Source organism: Paenalcaligenes sp. GW821-LYS-B07-1 (assembly GCF_058803365.1).
In genome coordinates this window covers 3,467,524-3,493,496 of sequence record NZ_CM179516.1, presented here as the reverse complement: position 1 = coordinate 3,493,496, position 25,973 = coordinate 3,467,524, and the positions used below count along the sequence as shown (strand labels likewise).

At 49.5% G+C, this 25,973-nt stretch carries 23 protein-coding genes, 2 tRNA genes and 3 rRNA genes; 24 read left to right on the top strand and 4 right to left on the bottom strand.

Going from position 1 to position 25,973, the window contains the following annotated elements:
* Positions 1-8: 8 nt before the first annotated feature.
* Complete coding sequence (gene rpsJ / locus AC3QL0_RS16715; RefSeq protein ID WP_135863858.1) at positions 9-320, top strand: 30S ribosomal protein S10; 312 nt, start codon at positions 9-11, stop codon at positions 318-320.
* A gap of 47 nt (positions 321-367) precedes the next feature.
* On the opposite strand, the gene AC3QL0_RS16710 is transcribed toward rpsJ, so the two are convergent.
* Positions 368-1,336, bottom strand: a complete 969-nt coding sequence (locus AC3QL0_RS16710; RefSeq protein WP_493009461.1) for a LysR family transcriptional regulator — start codon at positions 1,334-1,336, stop codon at positions 368-370.
* 108 nt (positions 1,337-1,444) lie between these two features.
* Here AC3QL0_RS16710 and AC3QL0_RS16705 point away from each other — a divergent pair, with 108 nt between their 5' ends.
* On the top strand, positions 1,445-2,950 hold the full coding sequence (locus tag AC3QL0_RS16705) for a CoA-acylating methylmalonate-semialdehyde dehydrogenase (protein ID WP_493009460.1): 1,506 nt from the start codon (positions 1,445-1,447) through the stop codon (positions 2,948-2,950).
* A 70-nt stretch (positions 2,951-3,020) separates the two neighbouring features.
* Here the strand turns inward: AC3QL0_RS16705 and AC3QL0_RS16700 are convergent, their stop codons facing one another.
* On the bottom strand, positions 3,021-3,932 hold the full coding sequence (locus AC3QL0_RS16700) for a LysR family transcriptional regulator (RefSeq protein WP_493009459.1): 912 nt from the start codon (positions 3,930-3,932) through the stop codon (positions 3,021-3,023).
* Positions 3,933-4,037: 105 nt separating this feature from the next.
* Here AC3QL0_RS16700 and aptA point away from each other — a divergent pair, with 105 nt between their 5' ends.
* From aptA to rrf, 22 genes are all read left to right on the top strand, one after another.
* Complete coding sequence (gene aptA / locus AC3QL0_RS16695) at positions 4,038-5,381, top strand: omega-aminotransferase AptA (protein WP_493009458.1); 1,344 nt, start codon at positions 4,038-4,040, stop codon at positions 5,379-5,381.
* 235 nt (positions 5,382-5,616) lie between these two features.
* A complete protein-coding gene (locus tag AC3QL0_RS16690) occupies positions 5,617-7,662 on the top strand; it encodes a TonB-dependent receptor plug domain-containing protein (protein ID WP_493009457.1) in 2,046 nt (681 codons plus the stop codon).
* Positions 7,662-8,702, top strand: a complete 1,041-nt coding sequence (locus tag AC3QL0_RS16685) for an iron ABC transporter substrate-binding protein (protein ID WP_493009456.1) — start codon at positions 7,662-7,664, stop codon at positions 8,700-8,702. The genes AC3QL0_RS16690 and AC3QL0_RS16685 overlap by 1 nt, the downstream gene beginning before the upstream one ends.
* Positions 8,699-9,724 (top strand): FecCD family ABC transporter permease, encoded by a 1,026-nt coding sequence (locus AC3QL0_RS16680; protein ID WP_493009455.1) that lies wholly within the window; start codon positions 8,699-8,701, stop codon positions 9,722-9,724. Before AC3QL0_RS16685 ends, AC3QL0_RS16680 begins: the two co-directional genes overlap by 4 nt.
* Positions 9,721-10,485: an ABC transporter ATP-binding protein gene (locus AC3QL0_RS16675; protein ID WP_493009454.1), complete on the top strand. Its 765-nt coding sequence runs from the start codon at positions 9,721-9,723 to the stop codon at positions 10,483-10,485. Before AC3QL0_RS16680 ends, AC3QL0_RS16675 begins: the two co-directional genes overlap by 4 nt.
* Before the next feature lie 14 nt (positions 10,486-10,499).
* Positions 10,500-11,303 (top strand): class I SAM-dependent methyltransferase, encoded by an 804-nt coding sequence (locus tag AC3QL0_RS16670; RefSeq protein ID WP_493009453.1) that lies wholly within the window; start codon positions 10,500-10,502, stop codon positions 11,301-11,303.
* 172 nt (positions 11,304-11,475) lie between these two features.
* The gene (rplC, locus tag AC3QL0_RS16665) at positions 11,476-12,150 is read left to right on the top strand and encodes a 50S ribosomal protein L3 (RefSeq protein WP_168246836.1); all 675 of its coding nucleotides are present in this window, start codon (positions 11,476-11,478) and stop codon (positions 12,148-12,150) included.
* 2 nt (positions 12,151-12,152) lie between these two features.
* On the top strand, positions 12,153-12,773 hold the full coding sequence (gene rplD / locus AC3QL0_RS16660) for a 50S ribosomal protein L4 (protein WP_430222012.1): 621 nt from the start codon (positions 12,153-12,155) through the stop codon (positions 12,771-12,773).
* Positions 12,770-13,066 carry a 50S ribosomal protein L23 gene (rplW, locus tag AC3QL0_RS16655; RefSeq protein ID WP_135866143.1) on the top strand — a complete coding sequence of 99 codons (297 nt, stop codon included), beginning with the start codon at positions 12,770-12,772 and terminating at the stop codon, positions 13,064-13,066. The genes rplD and rplW overlap by 4 nt, the downstream gene beginning before the upstream one ends.
* On the top strand, positions 13,066-13,893 hold the full coding sequence (gene rplB, locus AC3QL0_RS16650; protein ID WP_135866144.1) for a 50S ribosomal protein L2: 828 nt from the start codon (positions 13,066-13,068) through the stop codon (positions 13,891-13,893). Before rplW ends, rplB begins: the two co-directional genes overlap by 1 nt.
* A gap of 11 nt (positions 13,894-13,904) precedes the next feature.
* The gene (gene rpsS / locus AC3QL0_RS16645) at positions 13,905-14,180 is read left to right on the top strand and encodes a 30S ribosomal protein S19 (RefSeq protein WP_135866146.1); all 276 of its coding nucleotides are present in this window, start codon (positions 13,905-13,907) and stop codon (positions 14,178-14,180) included.
* A 3-nt stretch (positions 14,181-14,183) separates the two neighbouring features.
* Complete coding sequence (gene rplV, locus AC3QL0_RS16640) at positions 14,184-14,510, top strand: 50S ribosomal protein L22 (RefSeq protein WP_135866148.1); 327 nt, start codon at positions 14,184-14,186, stop codon at positions 14,508-14,510.
* 9 nt (positions 14,511-14,519) lie between these two features.
* On the top strand, positions 14,520-15,290 hold the full coding sequence (gene rpsC, locus AC3QL0_RS16635; RefSeq protein WP_430222013.1) for a 30S ribosomal protein S3: 771 nt from the start codon (positions 14,520-14,522) through the stop codon (positions 15,288-15,290).
* A gap of 2 nt (positions 15,291-15,292) precedes the next feature.
* On the top strand, positions 15,293-15,709 hold the full coding sequence (rplP, locus tag AC3QL0_RS16630) for a 50S ribosomal protein L16 (protein ID WP_135866152.1): 417 nt from the start codon (positions 15,293-15,295) through the stop codon (positions 15,707-15,709).
* Positions 15,710-15,718: 9 nt separating this feature from the next.
* Positions 15,719-15,910 (top strand): 50S ribosomal protein L29, encoded by a 192-nt coding sequence (gene rpmC / locus AC3QL0_RS16625; protein ID WP_135866154.1) that lies wholly within the window; start codon positions 15,719-15,721, stop codon positions 15,908-15,910.
* A gap of 1 nt (position 15,911) precedes the next feature.
* The gene (rpsQ, locus tag AC3QL0_RS16620) at positions 15,912-16,193 is read left to right on the top strand and encodes a 30S ribosomal protein S17 (protein WP_166409877.1); all 282 of its coding nucleotides are present in this window, start codon (positions 15,912-15,914) and stop codon (positions 16,191-16,193) included.
* A 305-nt stretch (positions 16,194-16,498) separates the two neighbouring features.
* Entirely contained in the window at positions 16,499-16,681 is a 183-nt protein-coding gene (locus tag AC3QL0_RS16615) for a hypothetical protein (protein ID WP_493009452.1), read from the top strand.
* Positions 16,682-18,279: 1,598 nt separating this feature from the next.
* A 16S ribosomal RNA gene (locus tag AC3QL0_RS16610) occupies positions 18,280-19,816 on the top strand.
* Between the two features lie 93 nt (positions 19,817-19,909).
* Positions 19,910-19,986 (top strand) — tRNA-Ile (locus tag AC3QL0_RS16605).
* A gap of 10 nt (positions 19,987-19,996) precedes the next feature.
* Positions 19,997-20,072: transfer RNA gene (locus AC3QL0_RS16600), tRNA-Ala, on the top strand.
* Between the two features lie 361 nt (positions 20,073-20,433).
* Positions 20,434-23,317: ribosomal RNA gene (locus AC3QL0_RS16595) — 23S ribosomal RNA — on the top strand.
* A 163-nt stretch (positions 23,318-23,480) separates the two neighbouring features.
* Positions 23,481-23,594: ribosomal RNA gene (gene rrf, locus AC3QL0_RS16590) — 5S ribosomal RNA — on the top strand.
* The 16S, 23S and 5S rRNA genes sit together here with 2 tRNA genes alongside, the layout of an rRNA operon.
* Before the next feature lie 691 nt (positions 23,595-24,285).
* Here the strand turns inward: rrf and AC3QL0_RS16585 are convergent.
* Both AC3QL0_RS16585 and AC3QL0_RS16580 read right to left on the bottom strand, forming a co-directional pair.
* Entirely contained in the window at positions 24,286-25,011 is a 726-nt protein-coding gene (locus AC3QL0_RS16585; protein WP_493009451.1) for a FadR/GntR family transcriptional regulator, read from the bottom strand.
* 12 nt (positions 25,012-25,023) lie between these two features.
* On the bottom strand, positions 25,024-25,854 hold the full coding sequence (locus AC3QL0_RS16580) for a sulfite exporter TauE/SafE family protein (RefSeq protein WP_493009450.1): 831 nt from the start codon (positions 25,852-25,854) through the stop codon (positions 25,024-25,026).
* Between the last annotated feature and the right edge of the window lie 119 nt (positions 25,855-25,973).

Below are 25,973 nucleotides of genomic sequence, written 5' to 3'. Positions count from 1 at the left end.
GAAATCACATGAAAAACCAGAAAATCCGTATCCGCCTTAAGGCTTTCGACTACAAATTAATCGACCAGTCTGCGGCTGAAATCGTTGATACGGCTAAACGTACCGGTGCTGTTGTGCGTGGTCCTGTACCTCTGCCTACACGTATCCGTCGTTACGACCTGTTGAGCTCACCACACGTGAACAAAACAGCGCGTGACCAGGTCGAAATCCGTACGCACCAGCGTTTGATGGATATTGTTGACCCAACTGATAAAACAGTTGATGCATTGATGCGTCTGGATTTGCCAGCTGGCGTTGATGTGGAAATTGCTCTGCAGTAATTCATTACTGACAGAACACGGAATACGATAACCCCCTGAAGTGATCTTCAGGGGGTTGTTTTTTTGTAGTCTAGGTCACCGCTCACATTGAAACCATGTTTGAATGCGTCGCGTAAATAATCCACAAATAGTCGCACCGTCTGTGGTACCTGCGCAGAATAGGGACGCAGTGCATAGACACAGTTACCAAACGCGCCGGATGGCTGCCAATCAGCCATTACCTGTACCAAGCTGCCTGTTTGTAGAGCTTCTTGCACACTAAAGTCAGGGACCAAGGCGATGCCTTGATGTTGCAAGGCAATGTCACGTAGAGCTTCACTGTTATTTGCTACAAACGCCCCCGTAATCGGTACAGTTAAACGCTGAGCAATGTTGCTATCAGCATGTTCAAATGTCCACGTAGCAGTGCGTTGCGATCGCGGATAATGCAGACACCGATGCTGCAACAGATCATCAGGGTGTAAAGGTACACCGTGCTTGCTCAGATAGTCTGGACTCGCTACCAACAACGACAGTGTTTGGCATAGAGGCCAAGCTACATAGGTATCCGGTGGTGTGCTGGTATGGCGTATGGCCAAATCTACGGCTTCTTGTTCCAGAGAAAGCAAATTATCTGAAAGATTTAAGTCCAGCTGCACGTCAGGGTAACGACTCATAAAACCTTGCAGCTTGGGAATTAATTGTTGACGAGAAAAAGCTAATGGTGCGGTGATGCGTAACCAGCCTCGTGGGTGGGTAGCTAACTCTTGTACCGTCGCAAATTGATGGGCAATATTTTCAAACTCTTGTCGGGTGTTTTCTGCCAACCTATAGCCGGCCTCCGTTAACTGCACACTGCGTGTGGTACGACGCACCAAAGGTAGTCCACAGGCTTTTTCCAATTCAGCTATACGTTGGCTCACAGCGGCTTTACTGATGCCCAACCGTTTTGCCGTAGCTGTAAAACTTCCTTGCTGTTGCAGAACGCTTAAGCAATGTAAATGGGCCCAAAGAGATTGTATTTTTTCTATGTCCATACACTGATTGTTCAGAATACTAAACAATTAATCAAGTGTTTTTGACTAGGCAGAGCAGGGCACACTTTCTACACTGTATGAAAATGATTATCCACAGGAGACCACATCATGACAGATCAACAGCAGGAAGTGCAGCATTTCATTGGTGGCAAACTGACCGCAGGCAATGGCACAGAGACGCAAGCCGTCTATAACCCCGCTACGGGTGCTGTTACACGCCAAGTGCGCTTGGGTACGGCATCAGATATCAATGCAGCCGTTGCTGCAGCCACTGCTGCTTTCCCTGCATGGGCCGATACGCCCCCTATTCGTCGTGCTCGCATCATGTTGAAGTTTCTTGAGCTGATGAATGAGCACATTGATACCTTGGCTGAAATCATCACCGCCGAGCATGGGAAAGTGTTTAGCGATGCCAAGGGCGAAGTGATGCGTGGTATCGATATTATTGAGTTTGCGTGTGGCGCTCCCCAATTGTTGAAGGGGGATTACACCGATCAGGTATCTACGAACATGGATAACTGGACGATGCGTCAGCCGTTGGGTGTGGTGGCTGGGGTGACACCGTTTAACTTCCCTTGCATGGTGCCATGTTGGATGTTCCCCATCGCTTTGGTGACGGGTAACTGCTTTGTCCTGAAACCTAGCGAGCGTGATCCATCTGCATCTCTGTTTATGGCTGATTTGCTGAAACAAGCCGGTTTGCCTGATGGGGTATTCAATGTGGTGCAAGGTGGTAAGCCTACGGTAGATGCTTTGCTGGCACACCCGGATGTGTCTGCGATGAGCTTTGTGGGTTCCACACCTATAGCCAAGTACATCTACGAGCAGGGGGCACACTTTGGTAAACGTGTACAGGCATTGGGTGGTGCCAAAAACCACCTGGTAGTTATGCCTGATGCCGACATAGAGCAAGCTGTAGATGCATTGATCGGCGCGGCTTACGGTTCTGCTGGTGAGCGTTGCATGGCGATTTCCGTGGCGGTGTTAGTGGGTGATGTGGCTGAGCGCATTATCCCCAAGCTGGCAGAACGTGCTCGCGCACTAAAAATTACCAATGGTATGAATCCTGAAGCTGAGATGGGTCCTATCGTGACCCGCGAAGCGCTAAAGCGTATAGAAGGTTATATCGCTACGGGAGTGCAGGAAGGTGCCACGCTGGTGGTTGATGGTCGCGGTTTGAAAGTGGCTGGTCATGAACAAGGCTTCTTTACCGGTGGCACGTTGTTTGACCATGTGACTCCAGATATGCGCATTTACCAAGAAGAGATCTTCGGGCCTGTGTTGTCATGCGTGCGAGTTCCTGATTTTGCTCAGGCATTAGAGCTGATTAATAACCACGCGTTTGGTAATGGCGTGTCGTGCTACACCAGCGATGGCAACGTGGCCCGTGAGTTTGGCCGTCGTGTGCAGGTAGGTATGGTAGGTATTAACGTGCCTATTCCAGTGCCAATGGCATGGCAGGGTTTTGGTGGTTGGAAGCAAAGCTTGTTTGGTGACATGCATGTGTATGGCGAGGAAGGTGTACGCTTCTACACCAAACAAAAATCCATCATGCAACGTTGGCCGCAAAGCATAGAGAAAGGGGCAGAGTTCGCGATGCCCACAGCGAAGTAAACGATAATAAAAAGGCGCCAACTTGGCGCCTTTTTTGCACATAAACAGCAGATGGGTACTAATAATGTATTTATGCAGTCTGCGTCTGCAACGCATCCAGAAACTTATCCACAATCAAATTCTGACGTCTGCCTTTTCGGGTGGCAGCGGCTAAGGTAATAGAAAAGTGCATCAAGTCTGGGCGTAGCGCCGTCATCACCCCTTGGCTTACCCAGTTAGCGGCTAAATGGTCAGGCAGAAAACCGATGTACTCACCAGTCAGGATAAGGAAGGCGATGGCTTCGCGATCGGATGCCGTGGCCGTGCGTTGTAACGGCTGATGCAACTGTATCGCTTCTGAGGGCATGCGGTAGCTGGGCTGTATGGCTCGTGCTGTGTAGAGCGTGGGCAGCTCTACAGTAGTGGCCTGTGTGAATAATGGATGCCTATTGCTGCAGTAGAGATACGATTGTTCTTCGTATAGCGGTAGGTAGTCCAAACTGGGTAGTGTGGTGATCAAGGGTAGCGCCCCTACATGTAAGCGCCCGTCCAATAGCCCGCGTTCAATTTCCCCAGGCGTGCTCATACTGATGTTGACGCGTATACCGCTATTAGCGCTGCACAAGTTCTGTAATGCCGTCGTGATGCGCATTTTTGGCTGGGTCACTAAGCTGTTCATCAAGCCAATATTGAAGTCACCGCGTAGGCTGTGGTGCAGTTGGTTCACCTCACTACGAAAACCTTCAATAGCGGCCAGTACCGTTTCACTGGCGCGTAGCACTTCGCGTCCTTGGTCGGTTAGGCTGAACCCAGCTCGACCTCGTTGGCATAAACGCATCCCTACGCGTTTTTCTAGGTCACTCATGTGCATGCTAATAGCAGACCGACTAATACCTAAAATACTTTCAGCGGCTGCAAACCCGCCCGCTTTGGCGACGGTTCTGAATACACGTAATAAACGCAGATCAAAGTCACTGACTTGATTAAGAGTAGCTCTGTCCATAGTTCAGTAAATACTTAAGTTTCTATCAATAGATTCATATCGTACTGATCAAATAAGCTCTCTACAATCCCTGTATACCCCTCTAATAAAGGATGGAGACAAGTCATGGAAGCATTGAATCTACAAGCACATTGGATGCCGTTTAGTGCGAACCGCAATTTTCATCGTGATCCCAGAATGATTGTGGGCGCTGACAATAACTGGCTGATTGATGCTGATGGCCGCAAGGTATTTGATAGTTTGTCAGGTTTGTGGTGTTGTGGTGCAGGGCATAACCGTAGCGAGATACGTGATGCCGTGAGTCAGCAATTGGGTACGTTGGATTACTCCCCTGCATTCCAGTTTGGCCACCCACTGTCGTTTAAGTTAGCAGAACGTATTACCTCGCTGTTGCCTGATCCACTCAACCATGTGTTCTTCACAGATTCAGGTTCAGAGTGTACGGACACATCTATTAAGATGGCGCGCGCCTATTGGCGTTTGAAAGGTCAGCCATCCAAAACAAAAATGATAGGGCGTGCTCGTGGGTACCATGGTGTGAACGTGGCCGGCACTAGTTTGGGGGGTATAGGTGGTAATCGTAAGATGTTCGGGCAAATGATGGATGCTGATCACCTGCCTCACACCTTGCAGCCCGGTATGGCCTTCACCAAAGGCCAAGCCGAAACAGGCGGTGTAGAGCTAGCGAACGAGTTGCTGAAACTCATTGAATTGCACGATGCGTCCAACATCGCTGCGGTGATTGTGGAGCCTGTGTCTGGGTCGGCGGGGGCATTGGTGCCACCACAGGGTTACTTGCGCCGTTTACGCGAGATTTGTGATCAGCACCAAATTCTGTTGATTTTTGATGAGGTGATTACAGGCTTTGGTAGGTTGGGTACGTTAAGCGCGGCTGAGTATTTTGGTGTTACACCTGACATCATGAACGTCGCCAAGCAGTTGACTAACGGTGCCATCCCTATGGGTGCTGTTATTGCTTCTACCGAGATCTACCAAACCTTTATGCAGCAAAACACACCCGATTACATGGTGGAGTTTGGGCATGGGTATACCTATTCTGCTCACCCTGTAGCGTGTGCAGCCGGTTTGGCGGCTTTGGATATTCTAGAGCGTGAAAACCTACCCCAAAAAGCAGCAGAGCTAGCTCCACACTTTGAGCGCAGTTTGCACGGTTTACGGTATGCAAACCATGTGGTGGATATACGTAATTGCGGCCTAGTTGGAGCAATTCAGTTAGCGCCTCGTGATGGTGATGCTGTGGTGCGGCCTTTTGAGGCAGGTATGGCATTGTGGAAGAAAGGCTTTTACGTACGCTTTGGGGGCGATACGTTGCAGTTCGGCCCTACCTTTACCACAACAGCGGCTGAGCTAGACACGCTGTTTGATGCAGTGGGCGATGTGTTGAATGTCTTAGACAGAACACCTAGCCAGTTGGTGCGGGTGGCGTGATGTAGATAAAGGTCTGCTACGGCCTGATTGCTAGCGGCTTTTTTACCTATCCATGAGCACGATGTACGAGATGTGCAGCGTGCAAGGGATAGACGTAAAAAAGCCGCTTTTTTGTGCGTAGTGTCGCGCTTCTGCGCACATCATCCTTTTTCTATAGATGTGATTTGCTGATTCAATTCCCACTGTCGTAATATACCTCTGCTTATAACGAATAGAAACAAATTGGGAGAGGCAGATGAACAGCTTTATGACGCATAGCCCAGCGACCACCAAGACGTGGTTAGGCTGTGCGAAAAATCGTGGGGTGTGGCGTTTGACGGCACTGTGTGCCGCATTGTCATGCTGTGGCATGGTGTATGCCGAAGACACGGATAACAGCACCGTTTTTAAGTTGGGTGAAGTGGTAGTGCGTGGTGACATTGGTGGTTCATTATTGTTGGGCGAAACCACCTTGAACGAAACCACGATGGAACGCTTTAATCGCAATAATATTGGTAGCGCGGCCACCATGATACCGGGCGTGACTTTGGCCTCTAGTGGGCAGCGTAACGAACAAACCGTTTCCATACGAGGCTTTGATTCGCGTCGTATCGCCATTTTCATGGATGGTATTCCACAGTATGTGCCGTATGACGGTAACGTGGATTTAAATCGCTTTACTACCTTCGATTTATCCACATTGACGGTGGCTAAAGGGAATGCGTCACTGCTGTATGGTCCCAATGTGATGGGGGGCGCGATCAACTTAGTGTCTCGCAAACCCGAACGTGAGTTTGAGGGCGATGTACGCATGGGCTACGCCTCGGGACAAGAGCGTTTGTTCTCGGTAAACGTCGGCTCTAGACAAGAGCAATGGTATTTCCAATTTGGTGCGTCGTATTTGGATGCGAATGGTTTTCCTCTGCCCAAGGGGTTCCATGATCAGAAAAAATCGCCTACGGACTTAGGTAGCTACCGCGAGAATGGTCACTACACTGACAAGAAGCTCTCTTTTAAGTTGGGTCTGACACCTAACGCTACGGATGAGTACGTATTTGGCTACGTACGTCAAGAAGGTAAAAAAGGTCAGCCTGTGTACACGGGTGAACGTAAAGGTAATCGTTTTACCGGGCGTTTCTGGCAGTGGCCGTATTGGGACAAAGACAGCTTGTACTTCATGAGCAGTACTGATCTGGGTTCAGACTACACCTTGCGTCTACGTGCTTACGCCGATACCTATAAAAACGGCATGGACAGTTTTAGCGATGCGTCTTACACAACCCTGCAAGACACCCGTAGTAAGTACGATGATAAAACCTATGGTGCTGCTGCCGAACTGGTCATAGATCGTTGGGCTAATCACGAGGTGCATTTGGCCTTCAACTATAAAGACGATAGGCACAAAGACATACAAGAAGGCTATGCCACGAAGAACTATAGAGACATCACCTACTCATTAGCTATAGAGGACTATATACGTCTATCCGATACGTGGAGAATGCGTGCTGGCTTGAGCCATGATAGGCGCAAAACCAAAGATGCCAATATTTGGGATTCTGGCGCAGTAGATAAAGCTACCAATGGCGTATTAGAGTTAGTGCATAACGTGACACCTACTACCGAGTTATTTGGTAGCGTGGCACACAAAACGCACTTTGCGACCATTAAAGATCGCTATTCTGCAAGCTTTGGTGAGGCCCTACCTAACCCAGATTTACGGCCCGAAAAAGCGTGGCATTATGAGTTGGGTTTACGTACAGAAGCATGGGAAGGCGGGGAGCTAGAGTTCACCTTGTTCCGCAGTAACTTGCGTGATGCGCATAACCGTGTGGATGTGCCAGGCACAGTATGTGGCAAGTACGAGTGTAGGCAATATCAGAATATTGATAGAGCACGCCACCAAGGTATAGAGCTTTCGTTAGAGCAACAGTTTAGCCCTGAGTGGCGCGCTGGTTTGGCCTACACTTATTTGAATAGCAAAAACCGCAGCGAGCCAGATGTAAAATTGACGGGTTTGCCACGCAACCGTCTATTTGCACACGTAGGGTGGAAGCCCCATGCTCAGTGGGAGTTCTTAGCTACATTAGAAGCAGAGAATGGTCGCTACGATGAGGGTGTAGTGGATAAATACGAGCAATTGTCTGGTTACGGAATCTGGGGTCTGAAAACCATTTGGTCACCACGTAGCGATCTGTCTATTGAAGCGGGTGTACGTAACCTAGGTGATAAATACTACGAGCTGTCGGAAGGTTATCCAATGCCTGGTCGTGTGTGGTTCGCTAATGCTATTTATCGCTTCTAATGGATCACGCTAAACGACGCCTATTACACGCTTTTGGTGCCAGCCTGCTCACGGCAGGTTGGGTGCCAAAAGTGTTGGCATCCTCACCGCAGTTGCTGTATCACTATGGTCAGTTACCTGCACCTGATGCGGTACAGCGGGTGTTTGCTGCTGGGCCACCAGCTGCTGTGCTGTTGTACTGTTTAGCTCCTGAGAAAATGTTGGGCTGGCCTTATAACCTGAGCGACCAGTCTCGTTTCTATTTGTCGCCAGACTATCAGCAGATTCCTTTTGTAGGGCGCTTAGCAGGTAGAGGTAGCACCATACCGCTGGAAAGTTTGTTGGCTTTGTCACCGGACGTGATTCTGGATGCTGGGGTAGTGAACCAGACACATCAGTCAGCGGCAGAAAACGTGGCACGGCAAACAGGTATTCCCTATGTATTAGTAAACGGTACCTTGGCTGACTCCCCCAGACAGTTGCTGTATGCCGGAGAACTGCTACAGGTATCTGAACGTGCTGCAATGTTGGCTGCACATGCTACCGAGATTCTGAATAAAACCGCGAATGCCGTGGCTAACCAAGCACCTAGTGTGTATTTGGCACGAGGCATAGATGGGTTGGAAACAGGTCTGGTCGGTTCTATACATGCCGAAGTGATCAGCCATGTAGGTGCGCGTAATGTGGCGGCTGCCGCAGGTACGGGTGGACTAGCACAGGTCTCTATGGAGCAGCTGCTAGCATGGGATCCTGATTTTGTTTTTGCCCAAGACTCGACATTTTTTGAGATGGCCAAGCTTTCTCCCTTGTGGAACAGTTTACGTGCCGTGCGAGAAGATCGCTTGTTATTAGTGCCGTCATTGCCGTTTGGGTGGGTAGATGTGCCACCGGGCATTAATAGGTTGTTGGGATTACTCTGGGTAAAAGCCACGTTGGAGCAAGATCAGCTGTGGCTACCTGATAGGGTACGCGAGTTCTTCTTACGCTTTTATCAGCGCTTATTAACGATGGAAGAGCTACAAGGCTTATTGGCGCAACCCGCCATAAGGCACACTAAATGACACGGCACAACCTCAGCAATCGCACGGGATATTGGCATTGGTTCTGGCTACTGTGTGTATTAGCGATTGCCGTTGTCATTGCCTTATTCGCAGGTAAGTACCCGCTGACATGGGCAGAGTTAGCGGCTGCTATTTCGGCTCCTTTTAGTGCAGATAGTGCCGAGTCCACAGCCTATACCGTGATTTGGCAACTGCGCTTCCCGCGCATTGTTGCCGCCATACTGGTGGGGGCGGGGCTTGCTGCGGCCGGTGCAGCATACCAAGGCATGTTCAGAAATCCCTTAGTGTCACCCGATATCTTGGGCGTGTCCGCTGGTGCTGGCTTGGGGGCGGTAGTTGGCATTTATTTAGGGTTGTCACTGTTGTGGGTACAAATGCTGGCCTTTGTGGGCGGCTTGTTGGCAGTGTTGTTTGTCTATGTAATCGCACGGATGGTACGGCGACACGATCCTGTCTTAGTGCTGGTCTTGGCGGGTGTAGCTGTAGGCTCTTTATTGGGTGCGGGTATCTCGTTAGTGAAAGTGTTGGCTGATCCCTATTCACAGTTGTCTGTGATTACTTTCTGGTTACTGGGCGGGCTAAATAGCATCAACCAAACCGAAATGTTGTGGGCGTTGCCCTGGATGCTGGCGGGTTTAGTGCCATTGCTATTACTACGTTGGCGCATCAACTTGTTGAGCCTGCCAGATGAAGAGGCGCAGATGTTGGGCGTACCTGTGCAACGCTTACGTGTGGTGCTGATTGTGGCGGCCACGTTGCTGACGGCCAGTGCTATTTCGTTTACCGGCATCATAGGGTGGGTGGGGTTAGTGATTCCGCATGTGGCACGCCTGTTGGTGGGGCCAAATTTCAGTCGCTTGTTACCCACCTCGTTGTTGTTGGGCGGTATCTTTTTACTGCTAACCGATACTTTGGCACGCACGGCGGCTTCTATCGAGTTGCCACTAGGAGTGTTGACCTCGTTAGTGGGTGCGCCTTTCTTTCTGTTTCTCTTAGCGCGTACTAGCACGGCAGAAAAATGACCACACCTATTGTTGAGTTGATTCAGGTCAGCATCGGCTACGGTAAACACCAAAAGGTGGGAGACGACATCAGCCTGCAAGTCTGGCCGCAAGAAGTGCTGTGTTTGCTAGGGCCAAATGGCAGTGGTAAATCTACGCTGTTCAAAACATTGTTAGGGTTGTTGCCGCCGTTAGCTGGGCAGGTAAGCGTAATGGGGAAGCCTCTATGCACTTGGACACGTCAGGCGTTAGCGAAACACATCGCCTATGTGCCGCAAGCGCATGCTGCCGTGTTTGCCTTCAGCGTTTTAGAGGTGGTGTTAATGGGGCGCACAGCCAGCTTAGGGCTGTTCGCTAGTCCGTCTGCGCATGATAAACAGCTCGCTTGTCGGTGTTTAGAGCAAGTGGGCCTGCTGCACTTACTAGATAGGCCTTATACGCAAATTAGTGGGGGCGAACGTCAGTTGGTGTTGATTGCACGTGCGTTGGCACAGCAGCCCGCTTTATTGGTCATGGATGAGCCTACAGCTAGTTTGGACTTCGGTAATCAGCTACGGGTGTTGTCGCACATACAGGCCCTGCAACAGCAGGGCATGGGGATTTTGCTGTGCACACATCAACCTGAGCACGCATTGCAAATTGCAGACCGCGTGGCGTTATTCAAGCACGGTAGCTTGCTAGCAGTGGGGACGCCTGGCCAGACAATGACTGCTACCCATTTAGCGACGTTGTATGATCTGGATGAGTCTACGGTTAGGCAGCATTTGCCTACTGTATTTTAACTAAAGGAAACCACATGCTGATTCATGACGTGGATTTTGCGCAGATGTACCGCGAGCATATGCTTCAAAGCGATAGATCAGCCAAGTCGGCCAGTGCTTGGGATGCACGCGCCAAAGAATTAAAGGGCAAGCCACTACAAAGTGAGTATGCGCAGCAATTTGTGGCGCACATGAATCTTGAGGGGGCTAAGACGCTGCTAGATGTAGGTTGTGGCACCGGTACCATCGGTATCACCGTAGCACCCCATTTACAGCATGTGATAGGTCTAGATTACAGCGCAGAAATGTTAGAGCGCATGCAAGAGCACGCTGAAGCTGCTGGCCTAACGAATGTGCAAACCCTGTGTAAGTCGTGGTACGACGATTGGGCTGATGTGCCTGAGTGTGACATTGTGGTGGCCTCACGTTCCAGCTTGGTAGCTGATATGCAGGAAGCTCTGCAGAAGATGACTAGCAAAGCGACCAAACGCTGCTACATGACCCACTTGGTAGATGGCCACTTTGGCGATGCTGCCATTGCCGAGGTCTTAGGTAAAAACAAACGTGCTTTGCCTGACTACATTTATATCGTAAATATCCTGTTTTCTATGGGCTTTCACCCTAGGGTAGAGTACCTGTGTTTTCCCGGAAGATTAGCGGGGACCAAAACAGTAGAAGAGTTCATCGAGAAAGTACGTTGGACATTTGGTGACCTGAACGATCAGCAACTTTCTGATCTACGTCAGTGGTATGCCGAAGACGATGAGCGTGCTCAGCAGGGTGGGGGAGACACGCGCTGGGCGATGATCTCGTGGGATGTGGACAAAGTTGGTAGATGATTGATTGCAATACGCTAAATAGTCTCGTTGAATACCACACTTGACAAAATCCTGCTTGTTTGAGTATTGCTTTGGTGATAATATTTAGGGCTTGGCTATAAAAGCCAAGTTTTTTGGTACATTCATAAAGTACATTAGCCCCGACCAATCGCAGTCGGGAATGGAGAAAAAGATGTCGAACTCGACACCTGTGCCTGCCGCTTGGCGGTTGGGACTTGTTGGGCGTAAAGTCGGCATGACTCGCATTTTTACTGAAGACGGTGAATCCGTGCCAGTAACTGTGCTAGACGTGTCCAACAATCGCATCGCACAAGTCAAAACCCCTGAAGTGGATGGCTACGCTGCTGTTCAAGTGGCATACGGCACTCGCCGCGCAACGCGCGTCACTAAAGCTGCCGCTGGTCACTATGCTAAAGCTGGTATTGAAGCTGGTAGCATCCTTAAAGAATTCCGTCTTGACCCTGCAAAAGCAGCTGAGCACACCGCTGGTGCTGTTCTGGCTGTGGACAGCATCTTTGAAGCTGGCCAAAAGGTTGACGTAACTGGTACCACAATCGGTAAAGGTTTTGCCGGTGTTATCAAGCGTCACAACTTTTCTAGTCAGCGTGCTTCTCATGGTAACTCTCTGTCTCACCGTGCCCCCGGTTCTACCGGTATGGCTCAGGATCCAGGCCGTGTGTTCCCAGGTAAGAAAATGGCTGGTCACATGGGTAGCGTTACTCGTACAGTACAGAACCTCGATATCGTGCGTGTAGACGCCGAGCGCGGTTTGTTGTTGGTACGTGGCGCTGTTCCAGGTCACAAAAATGGTGACGTAGTTGTACGTCCCGCCATTAAAGGAGCCTAATCATGGATCTCAAGCTCCTGAATGATCAGGGTCAAGCTGCTTCCACCGTTGCTGCATCGGATGTAGTATTTGGTCGCGAATTCAACGAATCTCTGGTTCACCAGATCGTTGTTGCATTCCAAGCTAATGCTCGTAGCGCCAACAGCCAGCAGAAAACACGTGGTACTGTTTCTCACAGCACACGCAAGCCTTGGAAACAAAAAGGTACGGGCCGTGCTCGTGCTGGTATGTCCTCTTCCCCGCTGTGGCGTGGGGGTGGTCGCGCGTTCCCTAACACTGGCGAAGAAAACTACAGCCACAAAGTTAACAAGAAAATGTACCGTGCAGGTCTGCGCGCTATTCTTTCTCAGTTGGCTCGTGACGACCGTCTGGCCGTAGTAGAAAACTTCGCTGTGGATGCTCCCAAAACAAAATTGGCTGCTTCCAAGCTGAAAGACATGGGTCTGGATTCTGTGCTGCTCATTACTGACGCATTTGATGAAAACCTCTATCTGGCTACGCGTAACCTGCCAAACGTTGCTGTGGTCGAACCGCGTTATGCTGACCCTGTTTCGTTGATCCACTTCAAAAAAGTGTTGATCACTAAGGCAGCTATCGCTCAACTCGAGGAGATCCTGGGATGAACACAGAGCGTTTATACCAAGTCATCCTAGCTCCAATCGTGACTGAAAAAGCCACGATGGTTGCTGAGCTGAATCAGCAAATCGCTTTCCGCGTTGCCGCTGACGCTACTAAACCTGAGATCAAGGCTGCTGTTGAGCACTTGTTCAAAGTTGAGGTTGAGTCTGTTCAGGTTCTGAACCAGAACGGTAAAGCAAAACGATTTGGCCGTTTCCAAGGTCGCCGCCGCAACGAGCGCAAAGCATACGTGTCGCTCAAAGCGGGTCAGGAACTCGACTTTACTGAGGTGAACTAATGGCACTCGTTAAAGTAAAACCTACCTCGGCAGGCCGTCGCAGCATGGTGAAAGTTGTGCACTCTGAGTTGCACAAAGGCGCACCTTACGCTCCCCTGCTGGAGAAAAAATCACGTACAGCTGGCCGTAACAACAACGGTCACATCACTGTACGTCACCGTGGTGGTGGTCACAAACAGCATTACCGTATTGTTGACTTCCGTCGCAACAAGGATGGTATTCCTGCGAAAGTAGAACGTCTGGAATACGACCCTAACCGTACAGCCCACATTGCTTTGTTGTGCTACGCCGATGGTGAGCGTCGTTACATCATTGCTCCACGTGGTCTGGAAGTTGGTGCAACTGTTGTATCCGGTCAGGATGCTCCTATCCGCGCTGGTAACACACTGCCTATCCGCAACATCCCTATCGGTGCAACAATTCACTGCATCGAAATGTTGCCAGGTAAAGGTGCTCAGTTGGCTCGTTCCGCTGGTGCATCCGCTGTGTTGTTGGCACGTGATGGTGCTTACTCTCAGATTCGTCTGCGTTCCGGTGAAGTTCGTCGCGTGCACATTGATTGCCGTGCAACTATCGGTTCCGTAAGTAACGAAGACAACAGCCTGCGTCAAATCGGTAAAGCTGGTGCGACACGCTGGCGTGGTATTCGCCCAACCGTACGTGGTGTAGCCATGAACCCGATCGATCACCCTCACGGTGGTGGTGAAGGTCGTACAGGTGAAGGTCGCGAGCCGGTCAGTCCATGGGGTACCCCTGCTAAGGGCTACCGTACCCGCCGTAACAAACGCACAGACAACATGATTGTCTCGCGTCGTAAGCGCAAGTAAGGGGCGTACACATGTCACGTTCGATTAAAAAAGGCCCATTTGTAGACGAGCATCTGATCAAGAAGGTCGATGCAGTTGTCGCGGGCAACGATAAACGGCCGATCAAAACTTGGTCCCGCCGTTCAACCATCCTGCCTGAGTTCATTGGGCTGACTATTGCCGTGCATAATGGCCGTCAACACGTTCCCGTTTACGTAAACGAGAACATGGTTGGTCATAAGCTGGGCGAATTCGCTCTGACCCGTACGTTCAAGGGTCATGCTGCGGACAAGAAGTCTCGGAGATAAGCGATGGAAACCACAGCAACAATTCGTGGCGTACGTATTTCAGCGCAAAAAGCTCGCTTAGTTGCGGACATGATCCGTGGCAAAAGCGTTTCTTACGCTCTGAATACTCTGACTTTCACGCCAAAGAAAGCCGCTGGCATTATCAAAAAAGCGCTTGAGTCCGCTATTGCTAATGCTGAACATAACGACGGTGCCGATATCGATGAACTGCGCGTGACCACAATTTTTGTGGACAAAGCACAGTCTTTGAAACGATTTTCTGCTCGTGCCAAAGGCCGCGGTAACCGTATCGAGAAGCAGACCTGCCACATCGTGGTTAAGGTCGGTTAAGGAGTCACAATGGGACAAAAAGTTCACCCAATTGGGTTCCGCCTCGCCGTTAACCGCAACTGGAATTCTCGTTGGTACGCTGATAACAACGAATTCTCCGGCATGTTGGCTGACGATATCCGAGTACGCGAGTACCTGAAGAAAAAACTGAAGAACGCTTCGGTAAGCCGTGTGCTGATCGAGCGCCCAAACAAAAACGCCCGTATTACTATTTTCTCCGCCCGTCCAGGCGTAGTAATTGGTAAACGTGGCGAAGACATCGAAAGCTTGAAGGCTGACCTTCAGCGTTTGATGGGCGTTCCTGTTCACGTGAACATCGAAGAAGTTCGCAAGCCAGAAACCGATGCTCAGTTGATCGCTGATTCCATCGCCCAGCAATTGGAAAAACGTATTATGTTCCGCCGCGCCATGAAACGCGCTATGCAGAACGCAATGCGTCTGGGTGCACAAGGTATCAAGATTGCTAGCGCTGGTCGTCTGAACGGTATTGAAATTGCCCGTACAGAATGGTACCGCGAAGGTCGCGTGCCTCTGCATACATTGCGTGCCAACATTGACTACGCAACATCAGAAGCTCACACAACCTACGGTATTATCGGTATCAAGGTATGGGTATACAAAGGCGACATGCTTCCTAACGGCGAAATGCCAGTAGAAGCTGCTGCTCCAGAAGAGCGCCGTCACCGCCGTCCTCGTGGCGAACGTCCAGAAGGTCGTCGTCCAGGTCGTGGCCGTGGCCCACGTCGCGATTCTGCTGCTCCTGCGCCTGAAGGAGAATAACTATGTTGCAACCCTCACGCAGAAAGTATCGCAAAGAGCAGAAAGGTCGTAACACTGGTTTAGCCACTCGTGGCAACCTGGTGTCTTTCGGCGAATTTGGCTTGAAAGCAACCGGCCGTGGCCGTTTGACTGCTCGTCAAATTGAAGCAGCTCGTCGTGCGATCAACCGTCACATCAAACGTGGTGGCCGTATTTGGATTCGTATTTTCCCTGACAAACCTATTTCGCAGAAACCTGCTGAAGTACGTATGGGTAGCGGTAAAGGTAGTCCGGAATTCTGGGTCGCTGAAATTCAACCTGGCAAAGTTTTGTACGAAATGGAAGGTGTAAGTGAAGAGTTGGCACGTGAGGCGTTCCGCCTGGCTGCCGCTAAGCTGCCTATTTCTACGACCTTTGTATCGCGCCACATTGGTGCTTAAGGAGATCTCATGAAAGCCAGTGAACTCCGTGCTAAAGATACGGCCGAGCTCAATGCAGAGCTCGAGAGTCTGCTGAAAGCACAATTTAGTCTGCGTATGCAGCGTGCAACTCAGCAGCTTTCCAACACCAGCCAGCTATCCAAAGTACGTCGCGACATCGCTCGTGTTCGTACCGTAATGGCTGAGAACGCAGGAAAGTAAGATGAGCGAAACGCAAACAACCCAAACGCAAAAGCGTCAGCGTACTTTGCAAGGTCGCGTGGTCAGCAACAAAATGGATAAAACCGTTGTCGTTCTAGTAGAGCGTCGCGTAAAACATCCTTTGTACGGCAAGATCATGATTCGTACCAACAAGTACAAAGCGCATGATGAGCAAAACCAGTACAACGAAGGTGATGTAGTGGAAATTGCTGAAGGTCGTCCTATCAGCCGCGGTAAATCGTGGTCTGTAGTTCGCCTGGTCACAGCATCTCGCGCGATCTAATGCGTATAGCGTAATTTCGGTTACGTGGAAAAGCCCGGTTCGAAAGAGCCGGGCTTTTTTTATGTCTGTTTCCATCGTGAACAGAAAGAGCTAGGTCTTAGATGATTGTTCTATCTAGGCAGTGTATGCATGGAGTGGATGCTTCTATCAATTCACCTAGCTGCCACTTATCCGTCTATCTCTAATATAGATAGCAAATAAACTCTGGACCCATGCTAAGTGCGCCATGTCGGTGGCCAGGTGAAGCGTAAGTGACGACCCTCTATATATAGAGGCTGCAATCTGCAGATCTATATCAAGTTACCTTGGTTGTATCGTTTTTCTTCATGGTGGTCTTCCGTGTAGAGCGTATTCAAGATGATGGTTACTCATCTCTCGCCAATAGATCCACATACACACCGCGTTCTGCTGACTTGCTACCGAAGGGCAGTGAGTTGTTGTTGTTGTTGTTGTTGTTGTTGTTGTTGTTGTTGTTGTTGTTGCGGTGACAGTTGCACAGAAATAGAGCACAGGTATGTCACTCAGTTTGTGGGCATAGAAAAAAACTTATGGTTGTGTGAGTCGCAGATCGTTAGGTAGTCACAAAAATAAATCAACCAAGAACTTGAAGGCGCAAAAAGAAGAAGGAGTAGGAGTAGAAAAGGGAGGGGGCTATACAAGAAGAGGCACTTGCTCTGAGCACAGCACTAAATGAATGCTGATGAAAGAGTGGAAGGTACTAGTCTAGTCTGTCTCTCTGATCTAAAAATGAAGACGATCACGTATCTCTATTCGAATTGGCTCTATATGTGGGGTAGGTAGAGATCACCACAATAGCGGAGTTGCTGTGCTATCCCACATATGGCCATCCGTATTCCTATATATCTATAGATCACTCTTTCGCTCTCTATATATAGAGTGTCGATTTGACTAGGCTCTTCGTGATGAACTACATCTCCTGATTATTGGGCCGGGTGTACTGGAGTCACGTGCAACAACGCTATCTATATAGAAGGGGAGTATGTATATAGTTGTAGCGAGTGAGCGGAGTATTGTTGAGGTCGGAGTCCTAGGAACCTTGATGTACTAGAGCATATATGAGCAGGTAGGCGTGTTCGTGAGTACTGACTACGTAACTCTCAACGCTAGGTGCACTCTGCTTTACTGCATACTAGGTGTGCAGTCTCAAAAATAGTACATATATATAGTGAACGTAGATGTAGCGCATTGGATAGTGGTTACCTTGCTGTTCGCATCCTTAATATCAGGGTAAGTAGTTGGCACGACCTTTGCTCTATTACCTAAGGGTGTCTATATAGGACGTAGACTCTACTATATAGAGAGCTCTCTCTAGTTCGGACGGCACTTCTGTTGGGTACTTTCAGGTAGATAACCGACCGGGCTGTATTGTTTCAGTTGTAGAGAACGTGCCGGGTGGGGAAATCATCACTGCCCTCTACGGGTAGCTATCTATAGATACCTAGGGTTGGCAGGGGGTTAGCAGCTATTTTTAGGTTATTTTGTAACTCTGCGAAAATTTATTAACAAAGTGTTTGACAAGGTTCTTAAATACGCGCTATAGTTCATCTCCCTTGATTGATAAGCGAATTGCTTCACAAGGCGGCGGTCTTCTACGGGAGGCTGCGATTCATCCGAAAGGGTGAAACGGCAAGAAAATAAATCTTGACAAGTTTTAAAAAACCATGTTAAAGTTTCTTTCTTTGCTGAAGAGCACAAAACTTAGTTTTCAGGTTTGAGAGTTAATTTTTGTGAGTGGGTTTTGAGGTGGTTTCGGTTTTAAATGTTTTGAAAAAAACGCTTGACACCAAAAACAAAATACTTCATAATTTCACTTCTCTGGTTTAGCTGCAACGGCAGCGACTAGCTACTTCGGTAGCAAGTGTTCTTTAAAAATTTAACAGCCGATAAGTGTGGGCGCTTGGAATGAGTGGACCAACCTTCTCACGAAGGTTCGCCAACTAAATTGACAAGTGCTCACATAAAGAAAATTAGGTTTTTGCCTTGTGCAAACAACTCTAAATTTCTTTGAGTACGAATTACTCCGTCTTAGGTAGCTTCGGTTACTTAAGGCAAATATACAGAGATTAAACTGAAGAGTTTGATCCTGGCTCAGATTGAACGCTAGCGGGATGCTTTACACATGCAAGTCGAACGGCAGCACGAGAGAGCTTGCTCTCTTGGTGGCGAGTGGCGGACGGGTGAGTAATGTATCGGAACGTGCCCAGTAGCGGGGGATAACTACTCGAAAGAGTGGCTAATACCGCATACGCCCTACGGGGGAAAGGGGGGGATCGCAAGACCTCTCACTATTGGAGCGGCCGATATCGGATTAGCTAGTTGGTGGGGTAAAGGCCTACCAAGGCGACGATCCGTAGCTGGTTTGAGAGGACGACCAGCCACACTGGGACTGAGACACGGCCCAGACTCCTACGGGAGGCAGCAGTGGGGAATTTTGGACAATGGGGGAAACCCTGATCCAGCCATCCCGCGTGTGTGATGAAGGCCTTCGGGTTGTAAAGCACTTTTGACAGGGAAGAAATAGCAGGGGTTAATAACCTCTGAAGATGACGGTACCTGTAGAATAAGCACCGGCTAACTACGTGCCAGCAGCCGCGGTAATACGTAGGGTGCAAGCGTTAATCGGAATTACTGGGCGTAAAGGGTACGCAGGCGGCTAGGAAAGAAAGATGTGAAATCCCAGGGCTCAACCTTGGAACTGCATTTTTAACTACCTGGCTAGAGTATGTCAGAGGGGGGTAGAATTCCACGTGTAGCAGTGAAATGCGTAGAGATGTGGAGGAATACCGATGGCGAAGGCAGCCCCCTGGGATAATACTGACGCTCAGGTACGAAAGCGTGGGGAGCAAACAGGATTAGATACCCTGGTAGTCCACGCCCTAAACGATGTCAACTAGCTGTTGGGGCCGTTAGGCCTTAGTAGCGCAGCTAACGCGTGAAGTTGACCGCCTGGGGAGTACGGTCGCAAGATTAAAACTCAAAGGAATTGACGGGGACCCGCACAAGCGGTGGATGATGTGGATTAATTCGATGCAACGCGAAAAACCTTACCTACGCTTGACATGTCTAGAATCCTGAAGAGATTTAGGAGTGCCCGCAAGGGAACTGGAACACAGGTGCTGCATGGCTGTCGTCAGCTCGTGTCGTGAGATGTTGGGTTAAGTCCCGCAACGAGCGCAACCCTTGTCATTAGTTGCTACGAAAGAGCACTCTAATGAGACTGCCGGTGACAAACCGGAGGAAGGTGGGGATGACGTCAAGTCCTCATGGCCCTTATGCGTAGGGCTTCACACGTCATACAATGGTCGGGACAGAGGGTCGCCAACCCGCGAGGGGGAGCTAATCTCATAAACCCGATCGTAGTCCGGATCGCAGTCTGCAACTCGACTGCGTGAAGTCGGAATCGCTAGTAATCGCGGATCAGAATGCCGCGGTGAATACGTTCCCGGGTCTTGTACACACCGCCCGTCACACCATGGAAGTGGGTTTCACCAGAAGTAGGTAGTCTAACCGTAAGGAGGACGCTTACCACGGTGGGATTCATGACTGGGGTGAAGTCGTAACAAGGTAGCCGTATCGGAAGGTGCGGCTGGATCACCTCCTTTAAGAGCGAAGGTTCACAAAGCGAAAGCGTCCACACTTATTGGCTGTTAGAAAGTTCATGACCAAGGTAGTCACCAACGAAGCAGTAACGAATTGGGTCAGTAGCTCAGTCGGTTAGAGCACCGTCTTGATAAGGCGGGGGTCGTTGGTTCGATTCCAACTTGACCCACCACGAATACCACGGGGGATTAGCTCAGCTGGGAGAGCACCTGCTTTGCAAGCAGGGGGTCGTCGGTTCGATCCCGTCATCCTCCACCAAGATTTTTACGGTGGTGATTGAAGTTTGGTCATGAAATGCAGTGAAGTGCAGCTTGAAATGTCGAGTTGCTTGGGTACTGACAGTTTAACGAATAGCATTGTTGATGACAGTGTTACTCGTTGGGCTGATAAAGCTCATCGCTGGTTATGTTCTTTAACAATCTGGAAAAAGCACAACGAAGTGTATTCATGTATACACCAACTTAATTGTTGGCTGTATGAATAGACGGGTTGTGATTGCAAATCAACAATTTTGTTCAAACAAAGTTCTTTTTTGAATTCGAGTAAAATCGAATCCAAGCAAACTTGATGAACGGCACAATTGCTAAAACTCATAATCCTGTAGCCTTAAGTGTTATAGGATCAAGCGAATAAGTGCATGCGGCGGATGCCTTGGCGATCACAGGCGATGAAGGACGTGGTAGTCTGCGAAAAGCTACGGGGAGCTGACAAACAAGCTTTGATCCGTAGATGTCCGAATGGGGAAACCCACAGTAGCGATACTGTATCCTACACTGAATACATAGGTGTAGCGAAGCGAACCAGGTGAACTGAACCATCTAAGTAACCTGAGGAAAAGAAATCAACCGAGATTCCGGAAGTAGTGGCGAGCGAAACCGGACCAGCCTTAACGTGATAGTCGATTTGATAGCTGAAAAAAATGGAAAGTTTTACCGTAGTGGGTGATAGTCCCGTAAGCGAAATCAAATCGGTGGTACTAGGCGTTAGATAAGTAGGGCGGGACACGTGAAATCCTGTCTGAATATGGGGGGACCATCCTCCAAGGCTAAATACTCGTGATCGACCGATAGTGAACCAGTACCGTGAGGGAAAGGCGAAAAGAACCCCGGAAGGGGAGTGAAATAGATCCTGAAACCGCATGCATACAAACAGTAGGAGCACCCTTGTGGTGTGACTGCGTACCTTTTGTATAATGGGTCAGCGACTTACATTCAGTGGCAAGCTTAACCGAATAGGGGAGGCGTAGCGAAAGCGAGTCCGAATAGGGCGATTCAGTCGCTGGGTGTAGACCCGAAACCAGGCGATCTATCCATGGTCAGGTTGAAGGCACGGTAACACGTGCTGGAGGACCGAACCCACTAATGTTGAAAAATTAGGGGATGAACTGTGGATTGGAGTGAAAGGCTAAACAAGCCTGGAGATAGCTGGTTCTCTCCGAAAACTATTTAGGTAGTGCCTCGTATATTACTGTTGGGGGTAGAGCACTGTTTTGGCTAGGGGGTCATAGCGACTTACCAAACCATGGCAAACTCCGAATACCAACAAGTACAGTACGGGAGACAGAGCACCGGGTGCTAACGTCCGGACTCAAGAGGGAAACAACCCAGACCGCCAGCTAAGGTCCCTAAAACGGGCTAAGTGGGAAACGAAGTGGGAAGGCATAGACAGTCAGGAGGTTGGCTTAGAAGCAGCCACCCTTTAAAGAAAGCGTAATAGCTCACTGATCGAGTCGTCCTGCGCGGAAGATGTAACGGGGCTAAGCCAGTTACCGAAGCTGCGGATGCACAGTTTACTGTGCGTGGTAGGAGAGCGTTCTGTAGGCCTGCGAAGGTGTTCCGTAAGGAATGCTGGAGGTATCAGAAGTGAGAATGCTGACATGAGTAGCGATAAAGGGGGTGAAAAGCCCCCTCGCCGTAAGTCCAAGGTTTCCTGCGCAACGTTCATCGGCGCAGGGTGAGTCGGCCCCTAAGGTGAGGCAGAGATGCGTAGCTGATGGGAAGCGGGTTAATATTCCCGCACCGTTGTAAAGTGCGATGGGGGGACGGATTGCAGAAGGTCATCGGAGTGTTGGATATCTCCGTTGGGGCATCGAAGAAGGCGCTTAGGCAAATCCGGGCGCGGAATTCAAGGATGTCACTGGATAGAGCTACGGCTCTAAACTGATTGGAAGTGGTCCCAAGAAAAGCCTCTAAGCTTCAGCTTTACAAGACCGTACCGCAAACCGACACAGGTGGACGGGATGAATATTCCAAGGCGCTTGAGAGAACTCAGGAGAAGGAACTCGGCAAATTAATACCGTAACTTCGGGAGAAGGTATGCCCCGGTAGTGTGATGCGCCTGCGCGCAAAGCATGAAAGGGCCGCAGTGAATCGGTGGCTGCGACTGTTTATTAAAAACACAGCACTCTGCAAACACGAAAGTGGACGTATAGGGTGTGACGCCTGCCCGGTGCCGGAAGGTTAAGTGATGGGGTGCAAGCTCTTGATCGAAGCCCCGGTAAACGGCGGCCGTAACTATAACGGTCCTAAGGTAGCGAAATTCCTTGTCGGGTAAGTTCCGACCTGCACGAATGGCGTAACGATGGCCACACTGTCTCCTCCTGAGACTCAGCGAAGTTGAAGTGGTTGTGATGATGCAATCTACCCGCGGCTAGACGGAAAGACCCCATGAACCTTTACTGTAGCTTTGCATTGGATTGTGAACCGGCCTGTGTAGGATAGGTGGGAGACGTTGAAGCGTGGACGCTAGTTCGCGTGGAGTCAACCTTGAAATACCACCCTGGTCTGTTTATGGTTCTAACCTAGGTCCCTTATCGGGATCGGGGACCGTGCATGGTGGGCAGTTTGACTGGGGCGGTCTCCTCCTAAAGTGTAACGGAGGAGTTCGAAGGTACGCTAGAGACGGTCGGAAATCGTCTTGATAGTGCAATGGCATAAGCGTGCTTGACTGTGAGACTGACAAGTCGAACAGGTACGAAAGTAGGACATAGTGATCCGGTGGTTCTGTATGGAAGGGCCATCGCTCAACGGATAAAAGGTACTCTGGGGATAACAGGCTGATACCGCCCAAGAGTTCATATCGACGGCGGTGTTTGGCACCTCGATGTCGACTCATCTCATCCTGGGGCTGTAGCCGGTCCCAAGGGTATGGCTGTTCGCCATTTAAAGAGGTACGTGAGTTGGGTTTAAAACGTCGTGAGACAGTTTGGTCCCTATCTGCCGTGGGCGTTGGATACTTGACGGAGCCTGCTCCTAGTACGAGAGGACCGGAGTGGACGTACCGCTGGTGTATCGGTTGTCATGCCAATGGCATTGCCGAGTAGCTAAGTACGGAAGAGATAACCGCTGAAGGCATCTAAGCGGGAAACTCGTCTGAAGATTAGGTATCCCGGGAACTTGATTCCCCTAAAGGGTCGTTCTAGACCAGGACGTTGATAGGCTGGGTGTGGAAGTGCAGTAATGCACGTAGCTAACCAGTACTAATTGCCCGTGCGGCTTGATCCTATAACTCTTAAGGTTATAAGTTTTAAGTGTCGTTCAAACAAATTTAGCAGTACAATAACGCAATCCCAAACATGAAACACTGCATCATACTGTTGATGTAGTTGTGCTAATTCCAGATTTAGTTGACATGCTTCGTGTGAAGCATGTGAGCAAGCCAGTTACGCTTGACGACCATAGCAAGGTGGAACCACCCCTTTTCCATTCCGAACAGGACCGTGAAACGCCTTTGCGCCGATGATAGTGCATATTCGTGTGTGAAAGTAGGTCATCGTCAGGCTCTTACACCAAAAGCCCCGCATCCAACCGATGCGGGGCTTTTTTACGTCTGGACAAAACGTAAAAACCCCTCTGCAAAGACCCAATTAAGCGCTATTCAGAATCTCTATAAAGCTGCTGCTGACCAATTTCGCACTAAGATGAGGGCAAAAAGTACAAGAAAAGACGAGAGACTCGCTCTGTACGTGGAGAAGGATGTCCGTAACGTACACGAAAACCTTCTCTATTCCCCTTAAGGTAGACGTTTTATCTACTCTGTATCGCTCACGTGAGCGGCTTACACGGCTTGATTCTCTAAGATAGCAACAGTGCGCTCTACTATTTAGGCAGTCGCTTACTAATGCGAGCATGAGAAGAGGAGTCTATCTATAGATAAATGCTAGAGCTTTGCTAATCACCAATTAACTATTACGATGCTGTGTGCTGAGGCAGCTTCCATTTAGCGTAGGCTGCCTATCGATAGATCCACCTATTCATTTTCTTTGGATGCAGCTAGCAGATACAAGATACTAAGCTGGAGATTCTTGGATTATCTTGTTGGTAGGTTTCATTGATATGCAGAGTTGTAGCTATTGTCATTACACAGCTCTCTTGCGTATGCCCATATCCGATACATAGATCCACAAAACAAAACGCCTGATGAAATATCCATCAGGCGTTTCTAGTAGTGCTATCTCTAGCTATAGGCCTACTTAATCTTCCTCTGAACGAATAATAGGAGCTATAGCTTCTAGCTGTTCTTGTAATGTACGACGTACTAGGCTTAAGTGTTCGCGCATTGCTTGTGCAGCCTCTTCGGGGGATCGTTCACGTACGGCATTTAAAATGCGTGAATGTTGCTCTGTATAACGAGCACGTACTTCAGGTGTTAGTACATGGCGACGTAGACGGCCCCATTCTGTTTGCGCGCGTGCTTGTGTCAGTACATCGTAGAAATGCACCAGTAGCGTATTGTGCGTGGCTAAGCCTAAGGCCTTATGCAGTGCGCTATCCCACTGCTCCCATTCTGCGTGAGAACGTACTTGTTTAGTTTGCTCAAAGCAGTGTGAAAGCGTTTCCAGGTCGTGTGAACTAGCATGTACGGCAGCTGCAGCCGCGATAGCTGGTTCTAATACAAAGCGTGCATCCATCAGCTCAATAGGGCTGGTGTGTTGCGTTAGGCTTTCTAGTGAGTGCAGCGGCGTGCGCGGTGCTAAGACCACTGTACCTCGCCCAGGCACGCGCTCCAGACGCCCCTCTTGTTCCAAAATGTCCAATGCCTGACGTAGTACTCGACGGCTGGCTGTTAAGGATGTGGCCAACTCGCGCTCAGGCGGTAGCTTACTGCCTGGCTGATAGCTTGAGCTTTCCAGCATTTGGCGTAAAGACTGCAGAACATGTGCGGAACGACCCGTAAGTAGAGGGGAAGTAGATGTCATGGATGTAAGCGATTAATGACGGAATGCAGTGTATAGCATATTGCTAGCATTAAAGATTAGGAAAAGCGCAAACGCTACACGAAGGTAGCGAGGATTAATGCTGTGCGCAATACGGGCTCCAACTGGAGCCATTAAACCAGTAATGGGTATTAAGAGTAAAAAAGCCAAAACGTTGACATAGCCTACACTGAAAGGTGGCCGTCCGGGAGATCCTATTCCTGCAATAAATGCACCAATAGTTCCCGGGATTGCAATAATCAAGCCAATGGCCGCTGCTGTACCTACGGCACGACGCATAGGGTAGCGGTAAAGTGTCAGGAGAGGTACGCTGAGTGTGCCGCCACCAATGCCCATAATGGATGACAGCCCACCTACGATTACCCCATAGACTGCACGTAAGAAACCAGTGGGTAATTGACCTGTGTCGGTATCTTGACGGTTGGGACCAAACAACATGTACGCTGCTACGAGTAAGGTCATGACCGCAAAGATTAATGTCAGGTAGGAGGACTTAAGCATGCTGAATAGCATCATGCCTATGATGGCTCCTATTAACAGAGCAGGTCCCCAACTACGTAGTAGGGGTACATCAATTGCGCCTTTGGCGTAGTGCGCTCGGGATGATGATAATGCTGTGGCCACTACTGTGGAGAGTGACGTACCTACTGCCATATGCATACGCACGTTGTCATCCAATCCCATCAGCGTGAACAAATAAAACAGCACTGGTACTAAGACGATGCCACCGCCTACACCTAATAAACCAGCAATCAAACCGGCGGCTACACCTGCACCGGCAATTGCCAGAGCAAAATACAGCATGGTTTCTACTGAAAACTCCATGACCAATACACCTTATTAAGAGACCAAACGGTAATTATTTATTTAATTGGTCTCAATCGGTGTGTTCATCTGTAAATTTGCAGATTTATTGGTGTAAACACTAATTAAAAAAGGGACCA